Below are 18217 nucleotides of genomic sequence, written 5' to 3' on the forward strand. Positions count from 1 at the left end.
CTTGAGGAGTTCGTAGCCGCACATGCCCTCCCGTTCGGCGTAGCCGTACACGTCCTCGGGCGTGCGCACGTCGTCGTAGAGCCACCCGTAGAAGGCGTCGGTGTCGGCCGTGAGGTTCCGGTAGTAGTGGTCGCAGACGGTGCGGTCTTCGCGGAGCTGTTCGATCTCGTCCTCGACGGCGTCGAGTTCGTCCATCACGGCGCCGCGGGCGTCCGCGGCCTCGGCGCTGCCGTCGCGGCTCTCCTCCAGCAGCGCGCGCTGCTGGTCCTCCAGCTCCGCACGGTTCTCTTCTGCGTCGACGAGCTCCCGGGTCGTGTCCCGTAGCGCCTGACACTCCTCGTAGCCCACGTCGATGTGACACATCGAGGCCTTGCCCTGGAAGACGACGGCGCGGATCGGCTCCTGGTCGGTGATCGCCGCGGCCTCGCGGACGAACTGGCGCATCTGCTGGTGGACGTTCGTCGTGATGACGACGGTCTTGCCCGTCTCGCGGGCGTACTCCAGGGCGGGCGCGAGCGCCGAGAGGGTCTTGCCGGTCCCCGTCGCCCCCTCGAAGAGGACGTTCCGCCGCTCGTCGAGCGCGTCGTAGATAGTGCCCATCGCCTCGGTCTGGTGGTCGTAGGGCTCCTCGTACGGGAAAAAGCGTAGATAGTCGGGGTCTGACGCGCTCGCCACTATGGCCATCTGTTTGCGCGCCCGGGTAAAAGCCCTAGCCCAACCGCGGCGGAAGTGGTCCGCCGCTCACACCTCGGGTTCGAGGTAGACGGTGCGAACGCTCGCGTTCGCCGACTTCATCTCCTCTTCGATCTCGGTGATGATCGCGTCGAGGTCGCCCCCCTGGAAGCCGGGCGCGAACTCCACGTCCGCCGAGACGACGATGCGCTCGGGACCGAAGTAGACGGTGCGGAAGTCGACGATGCGGTCGACTTCCTCGCGCCCCTCGACGATGGTTCGGAGCGTCTGCTCCTCGTCGGCCGGGAGGCTCTCGCCGAGGATGAGCCGCTTGTTCTCCCAGGCGAGCGCGAGCGCGAAGCCCATCAGCATGATCCCGATGAGCAGCGCGGCGACGGCGTCGTAGACGGCGTTGCCGGTCTGCTGTTCGAGGAAGATCCCCGCCAGCGCGAGCACGAGTCCGACCAGCGCGATGGTGTCCTCGGTCAGCGCTGTGAGGGTGGTCACGTCGCTGGTCTTGCGGAACGCCTCGCGCATGCCCGACCAGTCGTTCTCCTCGATCTGGGTCTTCATGCCGGCGTAGGCCTTCTTGAACGCCCAGCCCTCGAAGACGATGGCGGCCAGCAGGACTCCGTAGTTGACGAGGATCGGGTCGAACCCGGGCGGCTGGAAGGAGAAGAAGAGGAACTCGACGGTCTCGCCGGTGCTGTGACCGCCGCCGTGGCCCATCAGGGCGTTGAAGCCGTGCTTGGCGGACTCCCAGCCGGCGATGCCGAACAGGAACACGGAGACGAGGAAGGCGTAGAAGAACTGCGCCTTGCCGTAGCCGAAGGGGTGGCGGCGGTCGGCCTCGCGGCCGCCGTAGCGGAGGCCGATGAGGAGAAACACCTGGTTGCCGGTGTCGGAGATGGAGTGGTAGGTCTCCGAGAGCATCGCGGCGCTCCCCGTCAGCAGGAACCCGACGAACTTCAGTATCGCGATGGCGCCGTTGGCGATCAGCGCCGCCATCACGACCGACTTGCTCTCTGCCATTGTCCGAGCCACTCCCGGACCCGTCAAAATCCTTGGGTCTTCGCGACCGCGGCCGGAGCCGAGCAGGCCTTTGCCCGTGGGGGCGAACTCGACGCCATGATAACGGTCGTCTCGGACACGCACGGCACCGACGGGCATCGACTGGCGGGACGAACGCTGGCGGCGGTTCGCGAGGCCGACCTCGTGATCCACGCCGGCGACTTCACGACTGCGGCGGTGCTGGACGCGTTCGAGGCGGAAGCGGGTGCGGAACGCGACGGCGGGGACGGCGAGTTCGTCGCGGTGTACGGAAACAACGACGACCCGGCGGTCCGGGGGCGGCTGACGGCGGAGCGAACCGTCGAGCACGACGGACTCCGGTTCGTCGTTGTTCACGGCCACGAACACGACGACACGTCGCTGTCGCTGCTGGGGCGCCAGGAGCGGGCGGACGTCGTCGTGGTCGGGCACTCCCACGAGCCAGGACGGCGACGGGTAGGGGCGGTCACGGTCCTGAACCCGGGGAGTCACGCCGACCCGCGGTGGCACCGTCCGGGCCACGCTGAACTGGACGCGACCGGGGAGGGGGCGACCGGCCGGCTGGTGGCGCCCGACGGGGAGGTCTTCGACGAGTTCGACCTCGCCGCCACGGGGCGGGAGTGACGGCGGGCCGAAGCGGGGTCGAAGCGGGGCAGGGCGGGGCGGCGTGCATCCGCTACTTCGAGGGGGGCGGAAACGTAGCTGGCGGAAACTCAAACGACTGTTTCACCGTCCGACGGCGCTCAGCCCCGGACGTACCAGACGGCGAAGGCGCCGACGAGCACGGCGGCCCCGCCGAGGAAGAAGAAGGCGCCCGGGCCCAACCCTTCGACGACGCCGGTCGAGGCGGCGGGGACGCCGGCGGGCGTCGGGGTGTGGGCGGCGGCAGCGGCGCCTTCGCCGGCCGCGTCGGACCCGGCGCCCAGCGAGGGCAGGGCGTCGCCGCCGGAAAGCGCCGAGACGACGAGGCTGACGACGGCGAGCAGGCCGACGGCGCCGAGCAGCCGCGAGAGGGCCGTCCTGATGCTGGTCGACTCCTCCTGGTCGCCCGCGAAGATGACCAGCGGCTGGTCTGCCGGGGCGTAGACGTCCATCTCGCGCCCCTTCTGGGAGTAGGCCGTGTCGACGACTTCGACGGCGCCGGCCTCTTCGAGGTTCTCCAGGTGGTACTGTGCGTTCTGCAGCGAGGTGTCGACGCGTTCGGCGAGCTCCGCCGGGGGTGCGGGGGCCTCGTGGAGCTCGCCGAGGAGGCGACGGGCGGTCTCCGAGGAGAGAGCAGAGAGGAGGTCGTCGGCGTCGTCGCTCTCGACGCCGACTACCCGCGGCTCCGCGTCCTCGGCCGCGGTTGTGTCGGGTTTGGAGGGCAGCAGCGACATCTCACGTCGCGATTTGTACCCCTGCAGTATCAGTCTTATCACCTGACAGACGAGCAAGGCGTCGATCGTCGGGAATCGCGGTGAGTGGCTGGCGCGGTGCCGAAACCTCTTTGCCCGGTGGCGCGGTAGGCCGGCACATGCAGATCGGTGATCTGGTCTCGTGGTTCTTCGAGGACCCCGTCCTCCTGGCCATCGTCGCGATCCTCCTCGGGTTCGTCTTCTTGCTCTACCTGTTCCTCCGCCGGACTGCGAAAGGATTCAAGGAAGGCATGAACCAGGGCAGACAGTGACCGCGGCGCCGTTCTAACTCAGCGCCCGCTCGACGCCCGACAGCGCCGCGTCGATATCCTCGTCGTCGATATCCCAGTGGGTACAGAAGCGCACGCGATACTCCCCGAAGGCCACGCAGCCGACGCCCTCGCGCTCGCAGGCCGCCACTACCTCGTCGGCGGGGTCGTCGGTCTCGGCGACGACGATGTTCGTCTCGGGTTCGGGCGCCGAGAGGCCGGGAGCGGCGTCGAGGCCCGCAGCGAGCCGGCGAGCGCGCTCGTGGTCCGCGGCGAGGCGGTCGCGGTTCTCCAGCGCTCGGAGGCCCGGCGCGGCGAGGATACCCGCCTGGCGCATCCCGCCGCCCATGAGCTTGCGGTGGCGGCGGGCGCGCTCGACGAACCCCTCCGAGCCGGCCAGCACGGAGCCGACGGGCGCGCCCAGCCCCTTCGAGAGACAGACCATCGCCGAGTCGGCCTCTCGGGCGAGTCGCTCGGCCGGGGTGTCCAGCGCCGCGGCGGCGTTGAACAGCCGCGCACCGTCGAGGTGGACCGGCACGTCTCGCTCGTGGGCGACTCCGGCCGCGGCGTCGATAGCGTCGGGCGCGATGGCGGTGCCGCCCTTGCTGTTGTGGGTGTTTTCCAGCGCGAGGAGGCCGGTCCCAGCCCGGTGACCGTCCGCTTCGACGAACGCCTCGCGGACTCGTCCGGGAGCGACGACGCCGCGGTCGTCACCGTCGACGGGCCGGGCCTGGACGCCCGAGTGCTGGGCGACGCCGCCGAGTTCCCACTTGTAGACGTGGCTCTCGCGTTCGACGATCGCCTCCTGGCCCCGGTCGGTGTGCGTGCGGACGGCGACCTGATTGCCCATCGTCCCCGAGGGGACCAGCAGGGCGTCGTCGAAGCCCAGCACGTCCGCGACGCGGGTCTCCAGCTCGTTGACGGTCGGGTCCTCGCCGTACACGTCGTCGCCGACCTCGGCGTCGCGGGCGGCCGTCCGCATCGCCTCGTCCGGTTTCGTGACGGTGTCGCTGCGAAGGTCGATCATGGTGGCAGGTACGGAGTCGGCAGGGAAATAGCTGGTCGAGCGCCACGGGCCGAACGGCCCGTCAGTGTCTTGAAACCAGTTCCTCGGGCGTGCGTTCGTGGCCGTTGTAGTCGATACGGACGGCCGCGTCGCCGCCGGTCCGGGTGAAGTCGGTCACGTCGCCGGTGACGGCGTAGGTGTCGCCGTAGCCGGCGTTGCCGGTGAAGCCGCTGACGGTGACGGTGGCGTCGCCGTTGTCGGTGACTTCGTCGTTGCCGGCGGCCGACCGCTTCGGCCCGACGTTGCCGATCGGGCGGACGGTCCCGTCGACGGTGAACTCGTAGGCGACCTCGCCCTGCTCGGTCGCGACGACCGCGAGCAGATCGGTCGCGGGCGCGGTGTCCTCGACGACCCGCCACTCGGCCTCCCGGCGGACGTAGTCGCCGTCCCCGCCGGTCTGGGCGAAGTCGGTGATCGGGCCGCCGACGGCGTACACGTCGCTGTAGCCCGGATTCCCGGTCGAGCCGGAGACGGTCGTCGCGTCGCCGCTCGTCGAGACGGCGTCGTTGCCGCCGGGCGAGGCGCCGCGGCCGTCCGAGAGGGTCACGGCGCGGACCGGGCCCTCGACGGTGAACTCGTAGTCGACGGCGCCCTCCGTCGCGCCCATCACCTCGATGAGTCGCTCCTGGCAGGTGTCTTTCCCGAGCAGGTACTGCTCGGCGGCCGGGTTTCGGACGTAGTGGGTCACGTAGTCGAGGTCGTGGAAGATCTCGATGGCCTCGACGACCTTCCCCGCGTACTCGCCCGTCCCTCGGTAGACGCCGGTGATCCCGTCGGGCGACTGTGGGCCGTCGAGGTGGACTTTCTCCTGGCTCGTCCCGTCGACGAAGTGCAGGTCGACCTGCGAGATCAGTTTCCCGGGATAGCCGTCCATCTCCTGGAACTGCCCCGGCCGGACGGTCGCCCGCGAGTCGGTGAACGTGACCGACTTCTCGCCGGGGTCGCAGTCGGTCGCGTCGTTCGTCGTCGTCCACTCGGTGCCGTCGAAGTCCGCGAACGTGACCGACTCGATCACGCGCCCGGACGCGCCGAAGGTCTCGGGCGTTCCGTCTCCGACGTCGACGAAACTCCCGTCTTCGAACACCGCCCGCGCGCTGCGGGCGCTCCCCCAGTCGTCGACGCTGACGGTCGAACAGTCGACCGTCGCCGTCGGCGCGACAGTTTCGTCCGTTGCGGCCGCCGTTGCGCCAGTTGTAGCCGCCGAGAGCGCCTCCAGCGCGCTCGATGCGAGGAACGTCCGCCTCGTGTTCCGCAGTGGTCGATCGGACATAGCTCGCTCCCCGGTAGGGGGAACCCCCTATTTCGTTATACCCCTCCAACTGCCGGTAAGCGCGGGTTATCGACCAGCGTCCCGTGACCGAGTCGCCGGTGGCGGGTCGTCGACGCCGAGCATGTTATTCGGTACCCCGTCACAAATTAACACTTTAGTGTCGCGGTCGATCTCCGACCGTGACGAAACTCCATGCCCACTACGGGACCGTCCGCGGGCGCAACGGCTACGAACCGGTCGACGGGGCCGTCGGTCCGATACCGGCCGCCGAGCGACGGCGGTTCGTCGCCGTCGACGACCGGGGCGTCCTCACTCGGTCCGGCGAGCGCCGGACGCTGGTCGCGACCGGCGTCGGGATGACCGGTCCACCCCCCCTCGGCACGGTCGGCCAGTTCTCGACCGCGGTCGCGCTGCAGGAGACGGGCCTGGACGTACAGCTCGTGATCGCAGACCTGGAGCCGTACCACGGCGGCGCGCCGCTGGATCGCGTGCGGTCGCTCGCCGAGCGCTACCGCGCGTTCGCGCTCGACCTGGGATTCGACCCCGAGCGCGGCCGACTCCGCACCCAGAGCGAAGCGACCGACGTGATGCGGACGGCGCAGTTGCTGGCGCCGTACTACGACCCCGACACGTGGGAGAGCGACGACGGCGAGGGGGCGACCGACGAGCGTCCACCGACCGAGTGGGAGCGGGCCGTGCGCGAGGCGTACGAAGCCGGCGAGGGCGACCGCGGACCGGGGACCGCCGCTGTCGCCCACTCGGGACCGACTTCCGAGGCGGCGGATATCCACAGTGCCGTCCTCCACGGCGTCGATTTCCTCCACCCGCTGTACGCTGGCGACTACGAACAGGTGGTCCTCCAGTTCGGGATCGACGAGCGCCACCTGACCCGGATGGCGCGGCGATTCCGCGACGCCGCGCCCGTCGAGGGCGGCGTGGCGGGGCTGTACACCCGGATGCTCCCCGGGTTCGACGGGGCGCCGAAGATGGCCAAGTCGATCCCGGGGTCGGGCGTCTCGCTCGCGATGGACGAAGCGACGATCCGCGAGCGGATCGCCGGCGACCCGGGCGGCGACCCCGCCCGGTCGCCGGTCTTTCAGGCGATGTGTCTGGCTTCGCGGTACGGCGCCGAGCGGCTGGACCGGCTGGAATCGGCCTGCGAGGCGGGCGCGGAGGACTGGGAGCGAGCGAGGGCGGAGTACGCCGACTTCGTCGTCGACCTGGCCGAGCGGTGGCGGGCGACCGGTGACTGAGCCGGGCCGGTCAGCCCACGAAGATAGCGTGGAATGCGGCCGACTGGACGACGAGGCTCACAAGCGCGTAGGAGCCGTACACCATCGCCGGGGCGAGCAGTGACTCGGTGTCGGCGTAGACGCACGCGGCGACACCGACGAGGGCGATCCGGGTGGCCGCCGTCAGGGCTTCCCACGGCAGGTCGACCCCCTGCCAGAACGAGACGGTCGCGAGCGCGACCGCCGCCACGACGGGGACGGTCGCCGCCGCGCGGACGCGCCGGTCGTCGACGCGCTCGGCGGCGTAGACGGCGACGGCCAGCGTGAGGACGACCAGCACCGCGAGGCCGGCCCGGGTGGCGGACACGTCCAGCCACGGGCCGCCGCGGACGGCGCCGGCCGACGGGCCGAACCGCGGCGTCGCGAAGTACGCGCTCAGCAGCGTCGTCGCCGCGACCGCCCGCTCGGTCCCGACGGCTCGTCGGAGCAGTCCCTGGACGACCCCGTGATACAGCACGGCCATCCCGGCGACGAACACCGCGAGGAAGACCAGCGTCCGGCCGGTCAGTTGTCCGGGGAGTCCCGCGACCGCCGCCGTGATGTCCCCGACCGCGAGCCCGCCGGTGACGAGGACCGGGAGGAGCTGGAGTCCCGCGAGGACGGCCGCCCCCGACATCGCGACCCCGACCAGGCCTGCGGCGTCCCGTTCGGGGAGCGACAGCGGAAACCGGAGGTCGCGCTCGGACACGGCGACGGCGGCGAGGACACCTAGTCCGCCCAGCACGAGCAGGCTTTGGACGACCGCGCGGGCCAGGTGTGGGTCGATACCGGTCGACGCGCCGACGGCGTCCTCGACCGGCCTGACCACGGCGTCGGTCAGGTTCACGTACGCTTCGAGCGCGACGAGCGTCGCGACGACGACGGCCAACTCGACGACGAGCGAACGCGGGTCGGCGGCGCGGAGGGTGCGAACGGCGGGCGTCCGACTGCGACTCATGGACAGAAATGTAACCCAGACTGTGATAAAACGCACCCCGGCCGCCGGACGACGAAACCGGTTTCACGCCACCGCCCGACGACACTCGCATGGACGCGCGCGTTCGCGAACACGCCGAGATCATCTGTGACCACTCCGTCGACCTGCAGGCGGGCGACCAGGTCGTCATCGACGCCCACCCCGAGGCCGAAGACCTCGTGGCCGCGCTACACGAGATCGTCGCCGACCGCGGCGCTCACCCGCTCGTGATCCAGGACCGCATGGGCAAGCGCTTCCGGCGGGCGTTCCTGCGCAACCACGACGGGGACTTCGAGCTGCCCGACCACCAGATGGCGCTGTACGAGGAGATGGACGTGTACATCGTCATTCGGGGGAGCGACAACGTCACCCAGACCAGCGACGTGGACCCGGAGGTCTCGACCGCCTACGAGGCTGCCGTCCAGCCGCTGCTGGCCGAGCGCCTGTCGAAGCGCTGGTGTCTCACCCAGTACCCCGCCCCTGCCAACGCCCAGCTCGCCCAGAAGAGCACGGAGGGCTTCGAGAACTTCGTCTGGGACGCCATCCTCCGCGACTGGGACGAACAGCGGGAGTTCCAGTCCCAGATGGTCGAGATCATGGACGACGCCGAGGAGGTGCGCATCGTCTCCGGCGACTCGACGGACGTGACGATGAGCGTCGCCGGCAACCCCACGCTCAACGACTACGGCGAGCGCAACCTCCCCGGCGGCGAGGTGTTCACCGCGCCCGTCCCCGACTCCGTCGAGGGCGAGGTCTACTTCGACAAGCCGCTGTATCACCAGGGCCGCGAGGTCACGGACGTGTACTGCAAGTTCGAAAACGGCGAGGTCGTCGAGCACTCCGCCGGGAAGAACGAGGACGTGCTGACGAACGTGCTGGAGACCGACGAGGGGTCGAATCGCCTCGGCGAACTCGGCATCGGGATGAACCGCGCCATCGACGAGTTCACCTACAACATGCTGTTCGACGAGAAGATGGGCGACACCGTCCACATGGCGGTCGGCCGCGCCTACGACGACACCGTCGGCGAGGGCAACGAGCAGAACGATTCGGCCGTCCACGTCGACATGATCGTCGACATGAGCGAGGACTCCTACATCGAGGTCGACGGCGAGGTCGTCCAGCGCAACGGCACCTTCCGATTCGAGAACGGGTTCGACGGCTGATCGGGGCCGCGCTATCCGACCAGCGCGCCGAAGACGGCCCGCTCGACCTTCTGGAGGTGTTCGCCGGCGGTGGCGGGCGAGCAGCCGACGGCTTCGGCCACGTCCTCGTGGGTCGCCTCGCGGGGCGCCTCGTAGTAGCCGACGGCGACCGCCGCTTCGAGCACTTCGCGCTGGCGGCTCGTCAGCGCGTCGAGCAGGCGACCGCCCTCGGGGTGGTACTCGCCGGTCTTCTCGACCGTGATCTCGTAGCCCGGCGGCTCGTCGAACTCGGCGGCGCGGGCGAACGCCGCGTCGGTGCCGATCAGCGTCACCCGCTGGCCGCCCCGGTCGGTGAGTTCGATCGGCATGTCCCGGACGAGCTCCAGCTCGCGGCCCCGTGCGAGCATGTACTCGACCAGATCGTTCGTCTCGATGCGGGAGTAGGCCCACCCGTGGCCCTCGTCGTCGACGGCGACGGTGAACTCGCGGACCTCGGGCGTGTCGGTCATGATCGCCCGGTAACGGTCGACGTCGCCCGATAGCTCGGTCAGCAGCGTCACCGTCCCGTCGCCCAGGTCGTTCATCCGGTGGATCGCCTCGCCCGTCACGTCGGGGTCGCGGGCGATCCGCCCGCCGACGGGGTGAAAGCCCTGCCCCTCGCTCGGACTCACCAGCAGCGTTACGTACCGCATGGGCAGTCGTACGGGTGGCTCGGCAAAGATTCGTCGGTCGTAACCGGGGCGCCGCTGAGAGCGGGAGCCGGCGTCACGTTCCGACCGCGTCACGTCGCCGTCTGCGACTGACGACGACGTACGCGACGCCGAGGAGCGCGAGCGCGGTCGCGACAACGGTCGTGATCCAGTACCCGAACAGCTCGGCGGCGGCGACGAGATACAGCACGACCACTAACGCGAGGAGGAGGTTCTGTCGGCGCTCGATACCGCGGAGCCGCGCCTGGAGGGCGTCGTCGTCCATGCGGAGTCGATATGATGTCGAACCATCAAAATTCCACCGGCTACCGCGGCCCGACGTACTTTGTGACTCGCTCCCGAGATCCGAGTATGGAGGAACTTACCGACGGTGTCTACGCGTTCACCGAGACGATCGAGACCGAAGAGGGCGAGCGAGCCTTCCACCCGGCGGCCGTCGAGACCGAGCGCGGCCTGCTGTTGCTGGACGCGGGGCTCCCGGGACAGGCCGAAGCGCTCGGCGCGGAGATCGAGGCGGCAGGCTTCGGATGGGGCGACGTGTGGGCGGTGCTGATAACGCACCAGGACGGTGACCACGCGGGCGCGCTCGCGACCGTGCGTGAGAAGACCGATGCGGTCGTGTTCGCCCACGAGGCCTGTGCGCCGTACGTCGACGGCCGGGACGAGCCGATCAAGGGCGACGGCGAGCGCTATCCCCCGACTCCGGTCGACGTGGAACTCGTCGGCGAGGAGACCTTCGGGACGACCGCGGGACCGATGCGGGTGGTCTACACGCCGGGGCACGCGCCGGGTCATGTCTCGCTGTACCTGCCCGAGGAGCGACTACTGCTGGCCGCGGACGCGCTGACGGCCGCCGACGGGGAGCTGCAGGGTCCCAGCGAACAGTTCTCCCTGGACATGGCCGAAGCGGGTCAGTCGGTCGCGCGGCTCGCGAGCCTGGCCGTCGAGGGCGTCCTCTGCTACCACGGCGGGTTCTCCCGGGCGGACGACGACCGGATCGCCGCGATCGGCGAGTCGATCGAGAGCTGATCCGCCGGCGCCGTCCGCCGACCCACGCGGCCTGCTCACGCTCGCTCAAAAACTGCGGCAGTTTCTGCGAACCCGATACCGCCCTCGTTCGACCGTCTGACGGGCGTCTGACACCGGGTTTTCAATGCGTGAGAATCGTTCCGACAGGTATATAGGTGGTTGCTACATGTTGTCATGCATGGCGCCGGATATGGTCGCTGAAGCCGAGGTGGAAACGAACGCCGAAGTCATGGCCTCCGTCGAGGAGGGTCCCACCGAGACGCTCGTAATCGCCGATATCAACTGTGACGACGCCTACCTTACAGCGCCGCTCGCCGACGCCGCCCCCCTCCCGGAGTGGCGGTGACGACCACCTAGTTCCGATCCGTCTCCACGTGCCCACTGCCGAGTCTGGACGACTCGTGCCGTCGACCGGTCCGATTCTCAGTATCCGTGACTGCGGTCGCTCGTCTCGCCGCCGTGACTGCGGCCGTTCTCCCCCAGCGAGGCGCCCGTCCCGGTCGCTCCGACTGTGTCGACAGTGTCGATAGTGTCCTCGTCGCTGTCCGGAGAAAACAAGCGTTATACCCCGGCGAGCGGATCCCACCCGCATGAAGGTACTCGTCACGGACCCGATCGCCGACGCGGGTCTGGACCGGCTGCGCGAGGCGGGCCACGAAGTCGAGACAGCCTACGACGTGGAAGGAGACGCTCTCCTGAACGCCGTCGCGGACGCCGACGCCATGGTCGTCCGCTCGGGCACGGAGGTCTCCGCCGAGGTGTTCGCCGCCGCGCCCGACCTCCAGATCGTCGGCCGCGCCGGTATCGGCGTCGACAACATCGACATCGAGGCCGCCACCGACCACGGCGTCATCGTCGCCAACGCGCCCCAGGGCAACGTCCGCGCCGCCGCCGAACACTCCGTCGCGATGGCCTTTGCCACCGCCCGTTCCATCCCGCAGGCCCACAACCGCCTCCGGGACGGCGAGTGGGCCAAAGGCGAGTTCCTCGGCACGGAACTCAACGAGAAGACGCTGGGCGTCGTCGGCTTCGGCCGCGTGGGTCAGGAGGTCGCCAAGCGCCTCGACGCGCTGGGCATGGATCTCGTCACCTACGACCCTTACATCAGCCAGGAGCGCGCCGAGCGCTTCGGCGCCGAACTCGTCGACTCCCTCGACGAGTGTCTCGCCCGCGCGGACTTCATCACCATCCACACGCCGCTGACCGACGAGACCGAGAACATGATCGGCGAGGAACAACTCGCCCAGCTCGAAGGCGGCTACGTCGTCAACTGCGCCCGCGGCGGCATCATCGACGAGCCGGCTCTCGCCGAAGCCGTCGAGGACGGCCTGCTCAAGGGCGCCGCCATCGACGTCTTCGCCGACGAGCCGATCAGCCCGGACAACCCGCTGCTCGACGTGGACGACGTGGTCGTCACGCCCCACCTCGGCGCCTCAACCGAGGCCGCCCAGGAGCACGTCGCCACTTCGACGGCCGACCAGATCGTCGCCGCGTTCAACGGCGAGCCCGTCCTCAACGCGCTGAACGCCCCCTCGATGGATGAGAGCGCGTTCCCCGCCGTCGAGCCGTACCTCGAACTCGCCGACACCGCCGGGACGATCGCCGTCCAGCTGTTCGACGGCGGCGTCTCCGACGTGGAGGTCACCTACGCCGGCGACATCGCCGAACACGACACGGAAATCGTGACCGCTACCGCGCTGAAGGGCGTCTTCGAGGACGTCGTCGAGACGCAGGTCAACGCGGTCAACGCCGAGCGCATCGCGGAGGAGCGCGGCATCGACGTGACCGAGTCCAAGACCAGCTCCGCCGAGGACTTCCAGAGCCTCATCACCGTCACCGTCTCCGACGGTGAGGAGTCCATCAGCGTCTCCGGGACGCAGTTCGCCGGCGACGACGCTCGTATCGTCCGCATCGACGGCTACCGCGTCGACGCCGTCCCCCACGGCCACATGCTCGTCGCCCGCAACGAGGACCTCCCAGGGGTCATCGGCTTCATCGGCACCGTCCTCGGCGAGGCCGACGTGAACATCGCCGGCATGTTCAACGGCCGCGAGACCATCGGCGGCGAGGCCCTGACCGTCTACAACCTCGACGACCCCGTCCCCGACGACACCGTCGCGAAGCTGCTCGACGACGAGCGCGTCATCGACATCACGCAGATCTCCCTGAACGGGCAGTAACGCGGCGTTCGCGCCGCTTTCGGTCGTTTCCCGGCGGTTCTGAAAACGAAGTTCCTCCCCACGCGACGGCCGCGACTAGCCCAGCAGTCCCCGGAGCCGGTCGAGCGGGCCGGTCGAGCGGTCGCCGTCGCGCTCGGCGGTGCGGTCGTCTCCGGTCGTCCGGTCGTCTCCGGCGGTGCGGTCGGCGTCCGCGGGACCGCTGGCTTCGATGTCGAACTCGTCTGTGACGAGTGGTTCGTCGCGGCAGGCGTCGCGTCCCTGGAGGACGCGTTCGTAGCGGTCGACGACGTGCTGGCGGTCGGCCTCGCTCGATTCGAGGCGTCGTTCGAGCGTCGAGACTCGCGCTTCCAGCAGCGCGATCTTCGTCAGGTAGAGCGTCTCGGCCGTGTGGTCTACCGTGAGGCCGGCCCGGCCGGCGACTCCGCCGTCGGGCCCGCCGGTCGCTCCGGCATCGGTCGTCGAGTGGCCGCACGACTCGCCCGCCGACTGGCGGTCGGTGCATGGGTGGAGTTCCCCCTGTTCTGGTGGGTCGGCGTTCGCGGCCATGCCTCCGGACCGAGGTGTCGCTCGTGCAAAAAGACGGGGCAGACGCACACCCGACGCGCGTCTGACGAAACCGGTCGGTGCGTCTCGACGCGAACGTCGGCTCGCCGAAACGCGTCGATACCGTCCGTCAGATCCGGCAGTTCGAACCGGACCATCGGATCGCGGCGAACACTCCCGGGGTCTATTTTACGACTCACCGGGATGTACTGACACGCAAACCGCAACTACCGCTGCGTACACCACACCGATGGAATCCAAACACTTCCTGTTCGTCTCCGCCGACGCCGCACTGATCACCGACCTCGCGTGGCAGGTCCACCGGGAAGGACACGACGTGAAATACTACATCGAAGCCGAGAGCGACCGGGAGATCGGCGACGGCTTCGTCCCGAAAACGGACGACTGGCGCGCGGAGGTCGACTGGGCCGACGTCGTCGTCTTCGACGACATCTGGGTCGGCTCGGACGTCGGGACGGGCGAACTCGCGCAGGAACTCCGCGAGCGAGGGACGGCCGTCGTCGGTGGCACGCCCAACACCGACCGCCTCGAAGAAGACCGCGGCTACGCGATGGAGATCCTCGAAGATCACGGTGTCGACACCATCGACCACCACGTCTTCGAGGACTTCGACGCTGGTATTCGACACGTTCGGGAGAACCCTGCCCCGTACGTCGTCAAACCGCTCGGTGAAGTTCAGAACGTCAAACGCCTCCTCTACGTCGGCAACGAAGACGACGGGAGTGACGTGGTGGACGTGTTGGGGGCGTACAAGAAGGCGTGGGGCCACCGGATGAAGGGCTTCCAGCTCCAGCGGAAAGTCGAGGGCGTGGAGATCGCCATCTGCGGGTTCTTCAACGGCGAGCGGTTCGTCGACCAAGTCAACTTCAATTTCGAGCACAAGAAGCTGTTCCCGGGAAACATCGGGCCATCGACGGGTGAGATGGGCACGTCGATGTTCTGGGGCGGGCGGAACGAGCTATTCGAGGAGACGTTCGGCAAACTCGAAGGTTGGCTCGGCGAGGAGGGCTACGTGGGGAGTATCGACATCAACTGCATCGTCAACGAGAACGGGATCTATCCGCTGGAGTTTACCCCGCGGTTCGGATACCCGACGATCGCCTTACAGGAGGAGTCGATCGAGTCCTCGACGGGCGAGTTCTTCTACGACCTCGCTCACGGCAACGACCCCGAACTGGCGGTACACGGCGGATACCAGGTCGGGGTCCGGGTCGTCCTCCCGCCCTTCCCCTTCGACGACGAGAAGACGTACGACGAGAACTCACGGAACGGCGCCGTCGTGTTCCAGACCGAGAGTCGGGCCGGGATCCACCTCGAAGACACCAAAAACGTCGACGGACAGTGGCGCGTCGCCGGAGAGAGCGGGATGCCCGTCGTCGTGACCGGGAAAGGCGAGACGATGCGAGCGGCGCGCGAGCAAGCGTACGACCGGATCGACGACATCGCGATGCCGAACATGTACTACCGTGACGACATCGGGGAGCGCTGGATCGACGGCGACGGCGACCGATTGCTCGCCTGGGGATACCTCGGGCCGGGCGGCGAGTAGAGACCGCGCCGGCGACCGGTCCGCCACAGCGACTCTCGGCGGGAGACGTTCGAGTTCGATAGCCCTAGCCAGCGATCCGGTGGGGTTTTCCCGGCGCTGGCCGTGTCTCCGGGCATGACCGATCCGATCACCGAGCGCGTCGACGAGCCGGAAGCGGCCCGCGAGTCCGGCCGCCGGAAGATGGAGTGGGCGCGCCAGCACATGCCGATCTGCGAGTCGCTACGCGAAGAGTTCGAGGCCGACCAGCCCTTCGCGGGCGAAGTCGTCGGCATGGCGATGCACGTCGAGGCCAAGACCGCGATCCTCGCCGAACTGCTGGCCGTCGGCGGCGCGGAGGTCGCCATCACCGGCTGTAATCCGCTGTCGACCCACGACGACGTGAGCGTCGCGCTCGACGCCGTCGAGGGGGTCACCTCCTACGCCGAGCGCGGGGTCGACGACGAGGAGTACTACGCCGCCATCGAGGCGGTCATCGAGCACGAACCCACCATCACTGTCGACGACGGGATGGACTTGGTGGCGGCGATCCACGAGGACTACCCCGAGCTCATCGACACCATCGTCGGCGGCTGCGAGGAGACGACGACCGGGGTCCACCGCCTGCGCGCGATGGACGACGACGGCGAACTCGCCTACCCGATGTTCGCGGTCAACGACACGCCGATGAAGCGCCTGTTCGACAACGTCCACGGCACCGGCGAGTCCTCGCTGGCGTCGATCGCGATGACCACTAACCTCTCGTGGGCCGGCAAGACGGTCGTGGTCGCGGGTTACGGCCACTGCGGCAAGGGCGTCGCGAAGAAGGCCAGCGGCCAGAACGCCGACGTGGTCGTCACCGAGGTCGAACCTCGCCGCGCGCTGGAGGCCCACATGGAGGGCTACGACGTGTTGCCCATGGACGAGGCCGCCGCGGAGGGCGACGTGTTCATCACGACCACCGGCAACCGCGACGTGATCGTCTCCGAGCACTTCGAGGCGATGGACGACGGCGTCCTGCTGGCCAACGCGGGGCACTTCGACGTCGAGATCGACCTCGACGCGCTCTCGGAGATGGCCGTCGACAGCTACGAGGCCCGCGACGGCGTGCAGGCCTACGAGATGGAAGACGGGCGTCGGCTGAACGTGCTGGCGGAGGGGCGACTCGTCAACCTCGCGACGCCGATCGCGCTGGGCCACCCCGTCGAGGTGATGGACCAGAGCTTCGGCGTCCAGGCCGTCTGCGTGCGCGAACTGGTCGAGTCGGGCGAGGAGTACGAGGCCGGCGTCCACGACGTGCCCGACCGGCTGGACAGGGAGGTCGCGGAGATCAAGCTGGCGGCGGAGGGCGTCGAGTTCGACGCGCTGACCGAGACCCAGTCGGAGTATATGGGCTCCTGGCAGCACGGGACGTAGCGAGACCGACCGTAGGGAGGCCTCGAACCGGAGCGGCGAACGGCAGTGCGCGGCGGAGGACGGAGGGCGGTCGCTCACTTCGTTCGCGACCGCGGAAATACGAACGGCGAGCAACGCGAGCCGTGAGCGAAGCGACCCGGGGAGGAGTAGGGAGATCCGAGCGAGCGGAGCGGGCGAGGATCTCCGAAGTGCGAGCGGCGAACGTCAGTGAGCAACGAGAAACAGCGAGGTGCGACCCGAGAGCGTCTCGGCCGGTCGAGCGGAACGACTACTCCTCGCCGGGGCCCGTGAGGCAGAAGACGAGCGAGCCGTCGTCGAGGCCGGCGACGCGGGTCTGCGTGGTGAAGGTGTCGCCGCCGTCGGTCTCGCAGACGGTGCCGCCGGTCCACTGCCAGTCGTCGCGGACGGTCTCCAGCGCGGTGGATTCGAGGCGCTCGACTTCCTCGTCGGGGAAACACTCGCGCCAGGGGCTCCCGATCAGGTCGTTTGGTTCGGCGCCGAACCGGCTGGCGAACACGTGGTTGACGAAGGAGAACGTCCCGTCGGGGGCGACGACGGCGATGGCGTCGGCGGTGGCCTCGATGGCGGTCAGGCCCCGCTCGGCGGTCCGCATCGTGCGGTGGTGGTGGACGAGTCGTCGGATCCGCCCGGCGAGGATCGACATGGTCACCGTGGGGCTGTTCTTCCGGAGAAACTCGGTCCACGTCGACTCGGGGAACCCCTCGGCGATGTCGGCGCGTTCGGACCCGGTGAAGAGGACGAACGGCAGCGTGGGCGCCCGTTCGCGCACGTCCGAGAGGAACTCGAGGCCGTTCGTGCCGGGCATGTCGTAGTCGCTGACGACGCAGTCGACGGCGTCGACGTGGTCGAGCGCGTCGGCGGGCGCGGTCTCCGTCCGGACCGACAGGTCGTCGTGTTCGGAGAGGTGCGCCGCTATCAGGTCGAGGTAGTCGCGGTCGTCGTCGACGCAGATCACGTCGATGGACTCGTCGCTGCTCGCAGGTGCGTTCGCGGTCGCCGCAGCGATGTCTTCTATCACGGCTGTCATCCTCGGTCGTCTCGGTGCGCCGCCGTCGCGTCCCGCGGCGCGTCGGTCGTCCGTTCGGTCCGTTCGGTCGTCGCTCCGTTACCCGCACCCCCCGAACCCCTCATTGCTCGATCTGCTCGGTCACGTCCGACTGGATCCAGGCGTGTTCGTTCTCCGGGTCGGCGATCATCGCCAGGCGAGTGTCACCCACGTCGTACTCCTCGTAGGTCTCGCGGATCGCGCCCTCCGCGTCCTCGGTCGAGCCCGTCGACGACATCTCAGGCCCCTCCCGCGCCGTCCACGGTGACCGTCCCGTCGCCGTCGACGACGACGCTGTGGCCGTTGTACTCGAATTCCACGGTCGCGGTCGCCCCGCTCTCGTAGAGCGCGTCCAGCGCGTCCGTGTCCACGACCTCGTACAGCGGCGGCTCCATCGTCAGCGGGTCGGTCCCCGTCGCGTCGGCTATCGTCTCGATCACGTCGATGCTTATCTGCTCGCTGGGCTCTTGTACTGCCATACCGTCCATTCTATCTTCTCATAGGGCGACAACTGGTATCGAACTGTCCGCTACGTGCATACCGCGACCGCCGAAGCGGGGGCAATATGTATAGCGTCGCTCGCGAGCGACGGAGCGTTCGAGCGTCGCCAGGCG

General features: G+C 69.0%; 21 protein-coding genes. 9 read left to right on the plus strand and 12 right to left on the minus strand.

Annotated elements, in window-relative coordinates; translation table 11 throughout:
- Positions 1-675, minus strand: a 675-nt coding sequence (locus tag C475_RS03965) for a DEAD/DEAH box helicase (protein WP_006882479.1), incomplete at its 3' end; no start/stop codon positions are given.
- 66 nt (positions 676-741) lie between these two features.
- A complete protein-coding gene (locus C475_RS03970; RefSeq protein WP_006882480.1) occupies positions 742-1704 on the minus strand; it encodes a cation diffusion facilitator family transporter in 963 nt (320 codons plus the stop codon).
- Between the two features lie 96 nt (positions 1705-1800).
- On the opposite strand from C475_RS03970, the gene C475_RS03975 reads away from it, so the two are divergent.
- Positions 1801-2346: a metallophosphoesterase gene (locus C475_RS03975; protein WP_006882481.1), complete on the plus strand. Its 546-nt coding sequence runs from the start codon at positions 1801-1803 to the stop codon at positions 2344-2346.
- A 119-nt stretch (positions 2347-2465) separates the two neighbouring features.
- Here the strand turns inward: C475_RS03975 and C475_RS03980 are convergent, their stop codons facing one another.
- On the minus strand, positions 2466-3098 hold the full coding sequence (locus C475_RS03980; protein WP_006882482.1) for an ArsR/SmtB family transcription factor: 633 nt from the start codon (positions 3096-3098) through the stop codon (positions 2466-2468).
- A 137-nt stretch (positions 3099-3235) separates the two neighbouring features.
- On the opposite strand from C475_RS03980, the gene C475_RS24210 reads away from it, so the two are divergent.
- Positions 3236-3388, plus strand: coding sequence for a DUF7859 family protein (locus C475_RS24210; protein ID WP_193366292.1), 153 nt, complete (start codon positions 3236-3238; stop codon positions 3386-3388).
- A gap of 13 nt (positions 3389-3401) precedes the next feature.
- Here the strand turns inward: C475_RS24210 and C475_RS03985 are convergent, their stop codons facing one another.
- A complete protein-coding gene (locus C475_RS03985) occupies positions 3402-4412 on the minus strand; it encodes a threonine aldolase family protein (RefSeq protein ID WP_006882483.1) in 1011 nt (336 codons plus the stop codon).
- Between the two features lie 61 nt (positions 4413-4473).
- The gene (locus C475_RS03990; RefSeq protein WP_006882484.1) at positions 4474-5721 is read right to left on the minus strand and encodes a hypothetical protein; all 1248 of its coding nucleotides are present in this window, start codon (positions 5719-5721) and stop codon (positions 4474-4476) included.
- Between the two features lie 179 nt (positions 5722-5900).
- On the opposite strand from C475_RS03990, the gene C475_RS03995 reads away from it, so the two are divergent.
- Positions 5901-6974, plus strand: a complete 1074-nt coding sequence (locus C475_RS03995; protein WP_006882485.1) for a nucleotidyl transferase family protein — start codon at positions 5901-5903, stop codon at positions 6972-6974.
- A 10-nt stretch (positions 6975-6984) separates the two neighbouring features.
- Here the strand turns inward: C475_RS03995 and C475_RS04000 are convergent, their stop codons facing one another.
- Positions 6985-7950 carry a hypothetical protein gene (locus tag C475_RS04000; RefSeq protein ID WP_006882486.1) on the minus strand — a complete coding sequence of 322 codons (966 nt, stop codon included), beginning with the start codon at positions 7948-7950 and terminating at the stop codon, positions 6985-6987.
- 89 nt (positions 7951-8039) lie between these two features.
- On the opposite strand from C475_RS04000, the gene C475_RS04005 reads away from it, so the two are divergent.
- A complete protein-coding gene (locus C475_RS04005; RefSeq protein ID WP_006882487.1) occupies positions 8040-9134 on the plus strand; it encodes an aminopeptidase in 1095 nt (364 codons plus the stop codon).
- A gap of 11 nt (positions 9135-9145) precedes the next feature.
- Here C475_RS04005 and C475_RS04010 read toward each other — a convergent pair whose 3' ends face one another.
- Together C475_RS04010 and C475_RS04015 are read right to left on the minus strand one after the other, a co-directional pair.
- Positions 9146-9805 carry a helix-turn-helix domain-containing protein gene (locus C475_RS04010; RefSeq protein WP_006882488.1) on the minus strand — a complete coding sequence of 220 codons (660 nt, stop codon included), beginning with the start codon at positions 9803-9805 and terminating at the stop codon, positions 9146-9148.
- Between the two features lie 73 nt (positions 9806-9878).
- On the minus strand, positions 9879-10088 hold the full coding sequence (locus C475_RS04015) for a hypothetical protein (RefSeq protein ID WP_006882489.1): 210 nt from the start codon (positions 10086-10088) through the stop codon (positions 9879-9881).
- Positions 10089-10174: 86 nt separating this feature from the next.
- Here C475_RS04015 and C475_RS04020 point away from each other — a divergent pair, with 86 nt between their 5' ends.
- The 3 genes from C475_RS04020 (at position 10175) to serA (ending at position 13032) form a co-directional block, all read left to right on the plus strand.
- A complete protein-coding gene (locus C475_RS04020; protein WP_006882490.1) occupies positions 10175-10852 on the plus strand; it encodes an MBL fold metallo-hydrolase in 678 nt (225 codons plus the stop codon).
- A 178-nt stretch (positions 10853-11030) separates the two neighbouring features.
- Positions 11031-11198 carry a DUF7556 family protein gene (locus C475_RS24215; RefSeq protein WP_193366293.1) on the plus strand — a complete coding sequence of 56 codons (168 nt, stop codon included), beginning with the start codon at positions 11031-11033 and terminating at the stop codon, positions 11196-11198.
- 244 nt (positions 11199-11442) lie between these two features.
- Positions 11443-13032: a phosphoglycerate dehydrogenase gene (serA, locus tag C475_RS04025; protein ID WP_006882492.1), complete on the plus strand. Its 1590-nt coding sequence runs from the start codon at positions 11443-11445 to the stop codon at positions 13030-13032.
- Between the two features lie 75 nt (positions 13033-13107).
- On the opposite strand, the gene C475_RS04030 is transcribed toward serA, so the two are convergent.
- Positions 13108-13578, minus strand: a complete 471-nt coding sequence (locus tag C475_RS04030; RefSeq protein ID WP_006882493.1) for a hypothetical protein — start codon at positions 13576-13578, stop codon at positions 13108-13110.
- A 247-nt stretch (positions 13579-13825) separates the two neighbouring features.
- On the opposite strand from C475_RS04030, the gene C475_RS04035 reads away from it, so the two are divergent.
- Positions 13826-15145, plus strand: coding sequence for a phosphoribosylglycinamide synthetase C domain-containing protein (locus tag C475_RS04035; RefSeq protein WP_006882494.1), 1320 nt, complete (start codon positions 13826-13828; stop codon positions 15143-15145).
- Positions 15146-15259: 114 nt separating this feature from the next.
- The gene (locus tag C475_RS04040) at positions 15260-16537 is read left to right on the plus strand and encodes an adenosylhomocysteinase (protein ID WP_006882495.1); all 1278 of its coding nucleotides are present in this window, start codon (positions 15260-15262) and stop codon (positions 16535-16537) included.
- A 268-nt stretch (positions 16538-16805) separates the two neighbouring features.
- Here C475_RS04040 and C475_RS04045 read toward each other — a convergent pair whose 3' ends face one another.
- The 3 genes from C475_RS04045 to C475_RS04050 all read right to left on the minus strand — a co-directional run bounded on the left by C475_RS04045 (position 16806) and on the right by C475_RS04050 (position 18082).
- Entirely contained in the window at positions 16806-17576 is a 771-nt protein-coding gene (locus C475_RS04045) for a response regulator (RefSeq protein WP_161625163.1), read from the minus strand.
- A gap of 109 nt (positions 17577-17685) precedes the next feature.
- Positions 17686-17841: a hypothetical protein gene (locus C475_RS24220; RefSeq protein ID WP_006882497.1), complete on the minus strand. Its 156-nt coding sequence runs from the start codon at positions 17839-17841 to the stop codon at positions 17686-17688.
- 1 nt (position 17842) lies between these two features.
- Complete coding sequence (locus C475_RS04050) at positions 17843-18082, minus strand: HalOD1 output domain-containing protein (protein ID WP_204366142.1); 240 nt, start codon at positions 18080-18082, stop codon at positions 17843-17845.
- Positions 18083-18217 lie beyond the last annotated feature (135 nt).

The organism is Halosimplex carlsbadense 2-9-1 (assembly GCF_000337455.1).
GTDB lineage: Archaea > Halobacteriota > Halobacteria > Halobacteriales > Haloarculaceae > Halosimplex > Halosimplex carlsbadense.

What these genes read in the sequence shown, in the direction of transcription:
- C475_RS04015 (WP_006882489.1), bottom strand. Translation starts at nt 10,088, where the DNA reads ATGGACGACGACGCCCTCCAGGCGCGGCTCCGCGGTATCGAGCGCCGA.
- C475_RS24220 (WP_006882497.1), bottom strand. Translation starts at nt 17,841, where the DNA reads ATGTCGTCGACGGGCTCGACCGAGGACGCGGAGGGCGCGATCCGCGAG.
- C475_RS03975 (WP_006882481.1), top strand. Translation starts at nt 1,801, where the DNA reads ATGATAACGGTCGTCTCGGACACGCACGGCACCGACGGGCATCGACTG.
- C475_RS03980 (WP_006882482.1), bottom strand. Translation starts at nt 3,098, where the DNA reads ATGTCGCTGCTGCCCTCCAAACCCGACACAACCGCGGCCGAGGACGCG.
- C475_RS03985 (WP_006882483.1), bottom strand. Translation starts at nt 4,412, where the DNA reads ATGATCGACCTTCGCAGCGACACCGTCACGAAACCGGACGAGGCGATG.
- C475_RS04005 (WP_006882487.1), top strand. Translation starts at nt 8,040, where the DNA reads ATGGACGCGCGCGTTCGCGAACACGCCGAGATCATCTGTGACCACTCC.
- C475_RS04040 (WP_006882495.1), top strand. Translation starts at nt 15,260, where the DNA reads ATGACCGATCCGATCACCGAGCGCGTCGACGAGCCGGAAGCGGCCCGC.
- C475_RS04020 (WP_006882490.1), top strand. Translation starts at nt 10,175, where the DNA reads ATGGAGGAACTTACCGACGGTGTCTACGCGTTCACCGAGACGATCGAG.
- C475_RS24215 (WP_193366293.1), top strand. Translation starts at nt 11,031, where the DNA reads ATGGCGCCGGATATGGTCGCTGAAGCCGAGGTGGAAACGAACGCCGAA.
- C475_RS03990 (WP_006882484.1), bottom strand. Translation starts at nt 5,721, where the DNA reads ATGTCCGATCGACCACTGCGGAACACGAGGCGGACGTTCCTCGCATCG.
- serA (WP_006882492.1), top strand. Translation starts at nt 11,443, where the DNA reads ATGAAGGTACTCGTCACGGACCCGATCGCCGACGCGGGTCTGGACCGG.
- C475_RS03970 (WP_006882480.1), bottom strand. Translation starts at nt 1,704, where the DNA reads ATGGCAGAGAGCAAGTCGGTCGTGATGGCGGCGCTGATCGCCAACGGC.
- C475_RS04030 (WP_006882493.1), bottom strand. Translation starts at nt 13,578, where the DNA reads ATGGCCGCGAACGCCGACCCACCAGAACAGGGGGAACTCCACCCATGC.
- C475_RS04000 (WP_006882486.1), bottom strand. Translation starts at nt 7,950, where the DNA reads ATGAGTCGCAGTCGGACGCCCGCCGTTCGCACCCTCCGCGCCGCCGAC.
- C475_RS04010 (WP_006882488.1), bottom strand. Translation starts at nt 9,805, where the DNA reads ATGCGGTACGTAACGCTGCTGGTGAGTCCGAGCGAGGGGCAGGGCTTT.
- C475_RS04035 (WP_006882494.1), top strand. Translation starts at nt 13,826, where the DNA reads ATGGAATCCAAACACTTCCTGTTCGTCTCCGCCGACGCCGCACTGATC.
- C475_RS24210 (WP_193366292.1), top strand. Translation starts at nt 3,236, where the DNA reads ATGCAGATCGGTGATCTGGTCTCGTGGTTCTTCGAGGACCCCGTCCTC.
- C475_RS04050 (WP_204366142.1), bottom strand. Translation starts at nt 18,082, where the DNA reads ATGGCAGTACAAGAGCCCAGCGAGCAGATAAGCATCGACGTGATCGAG.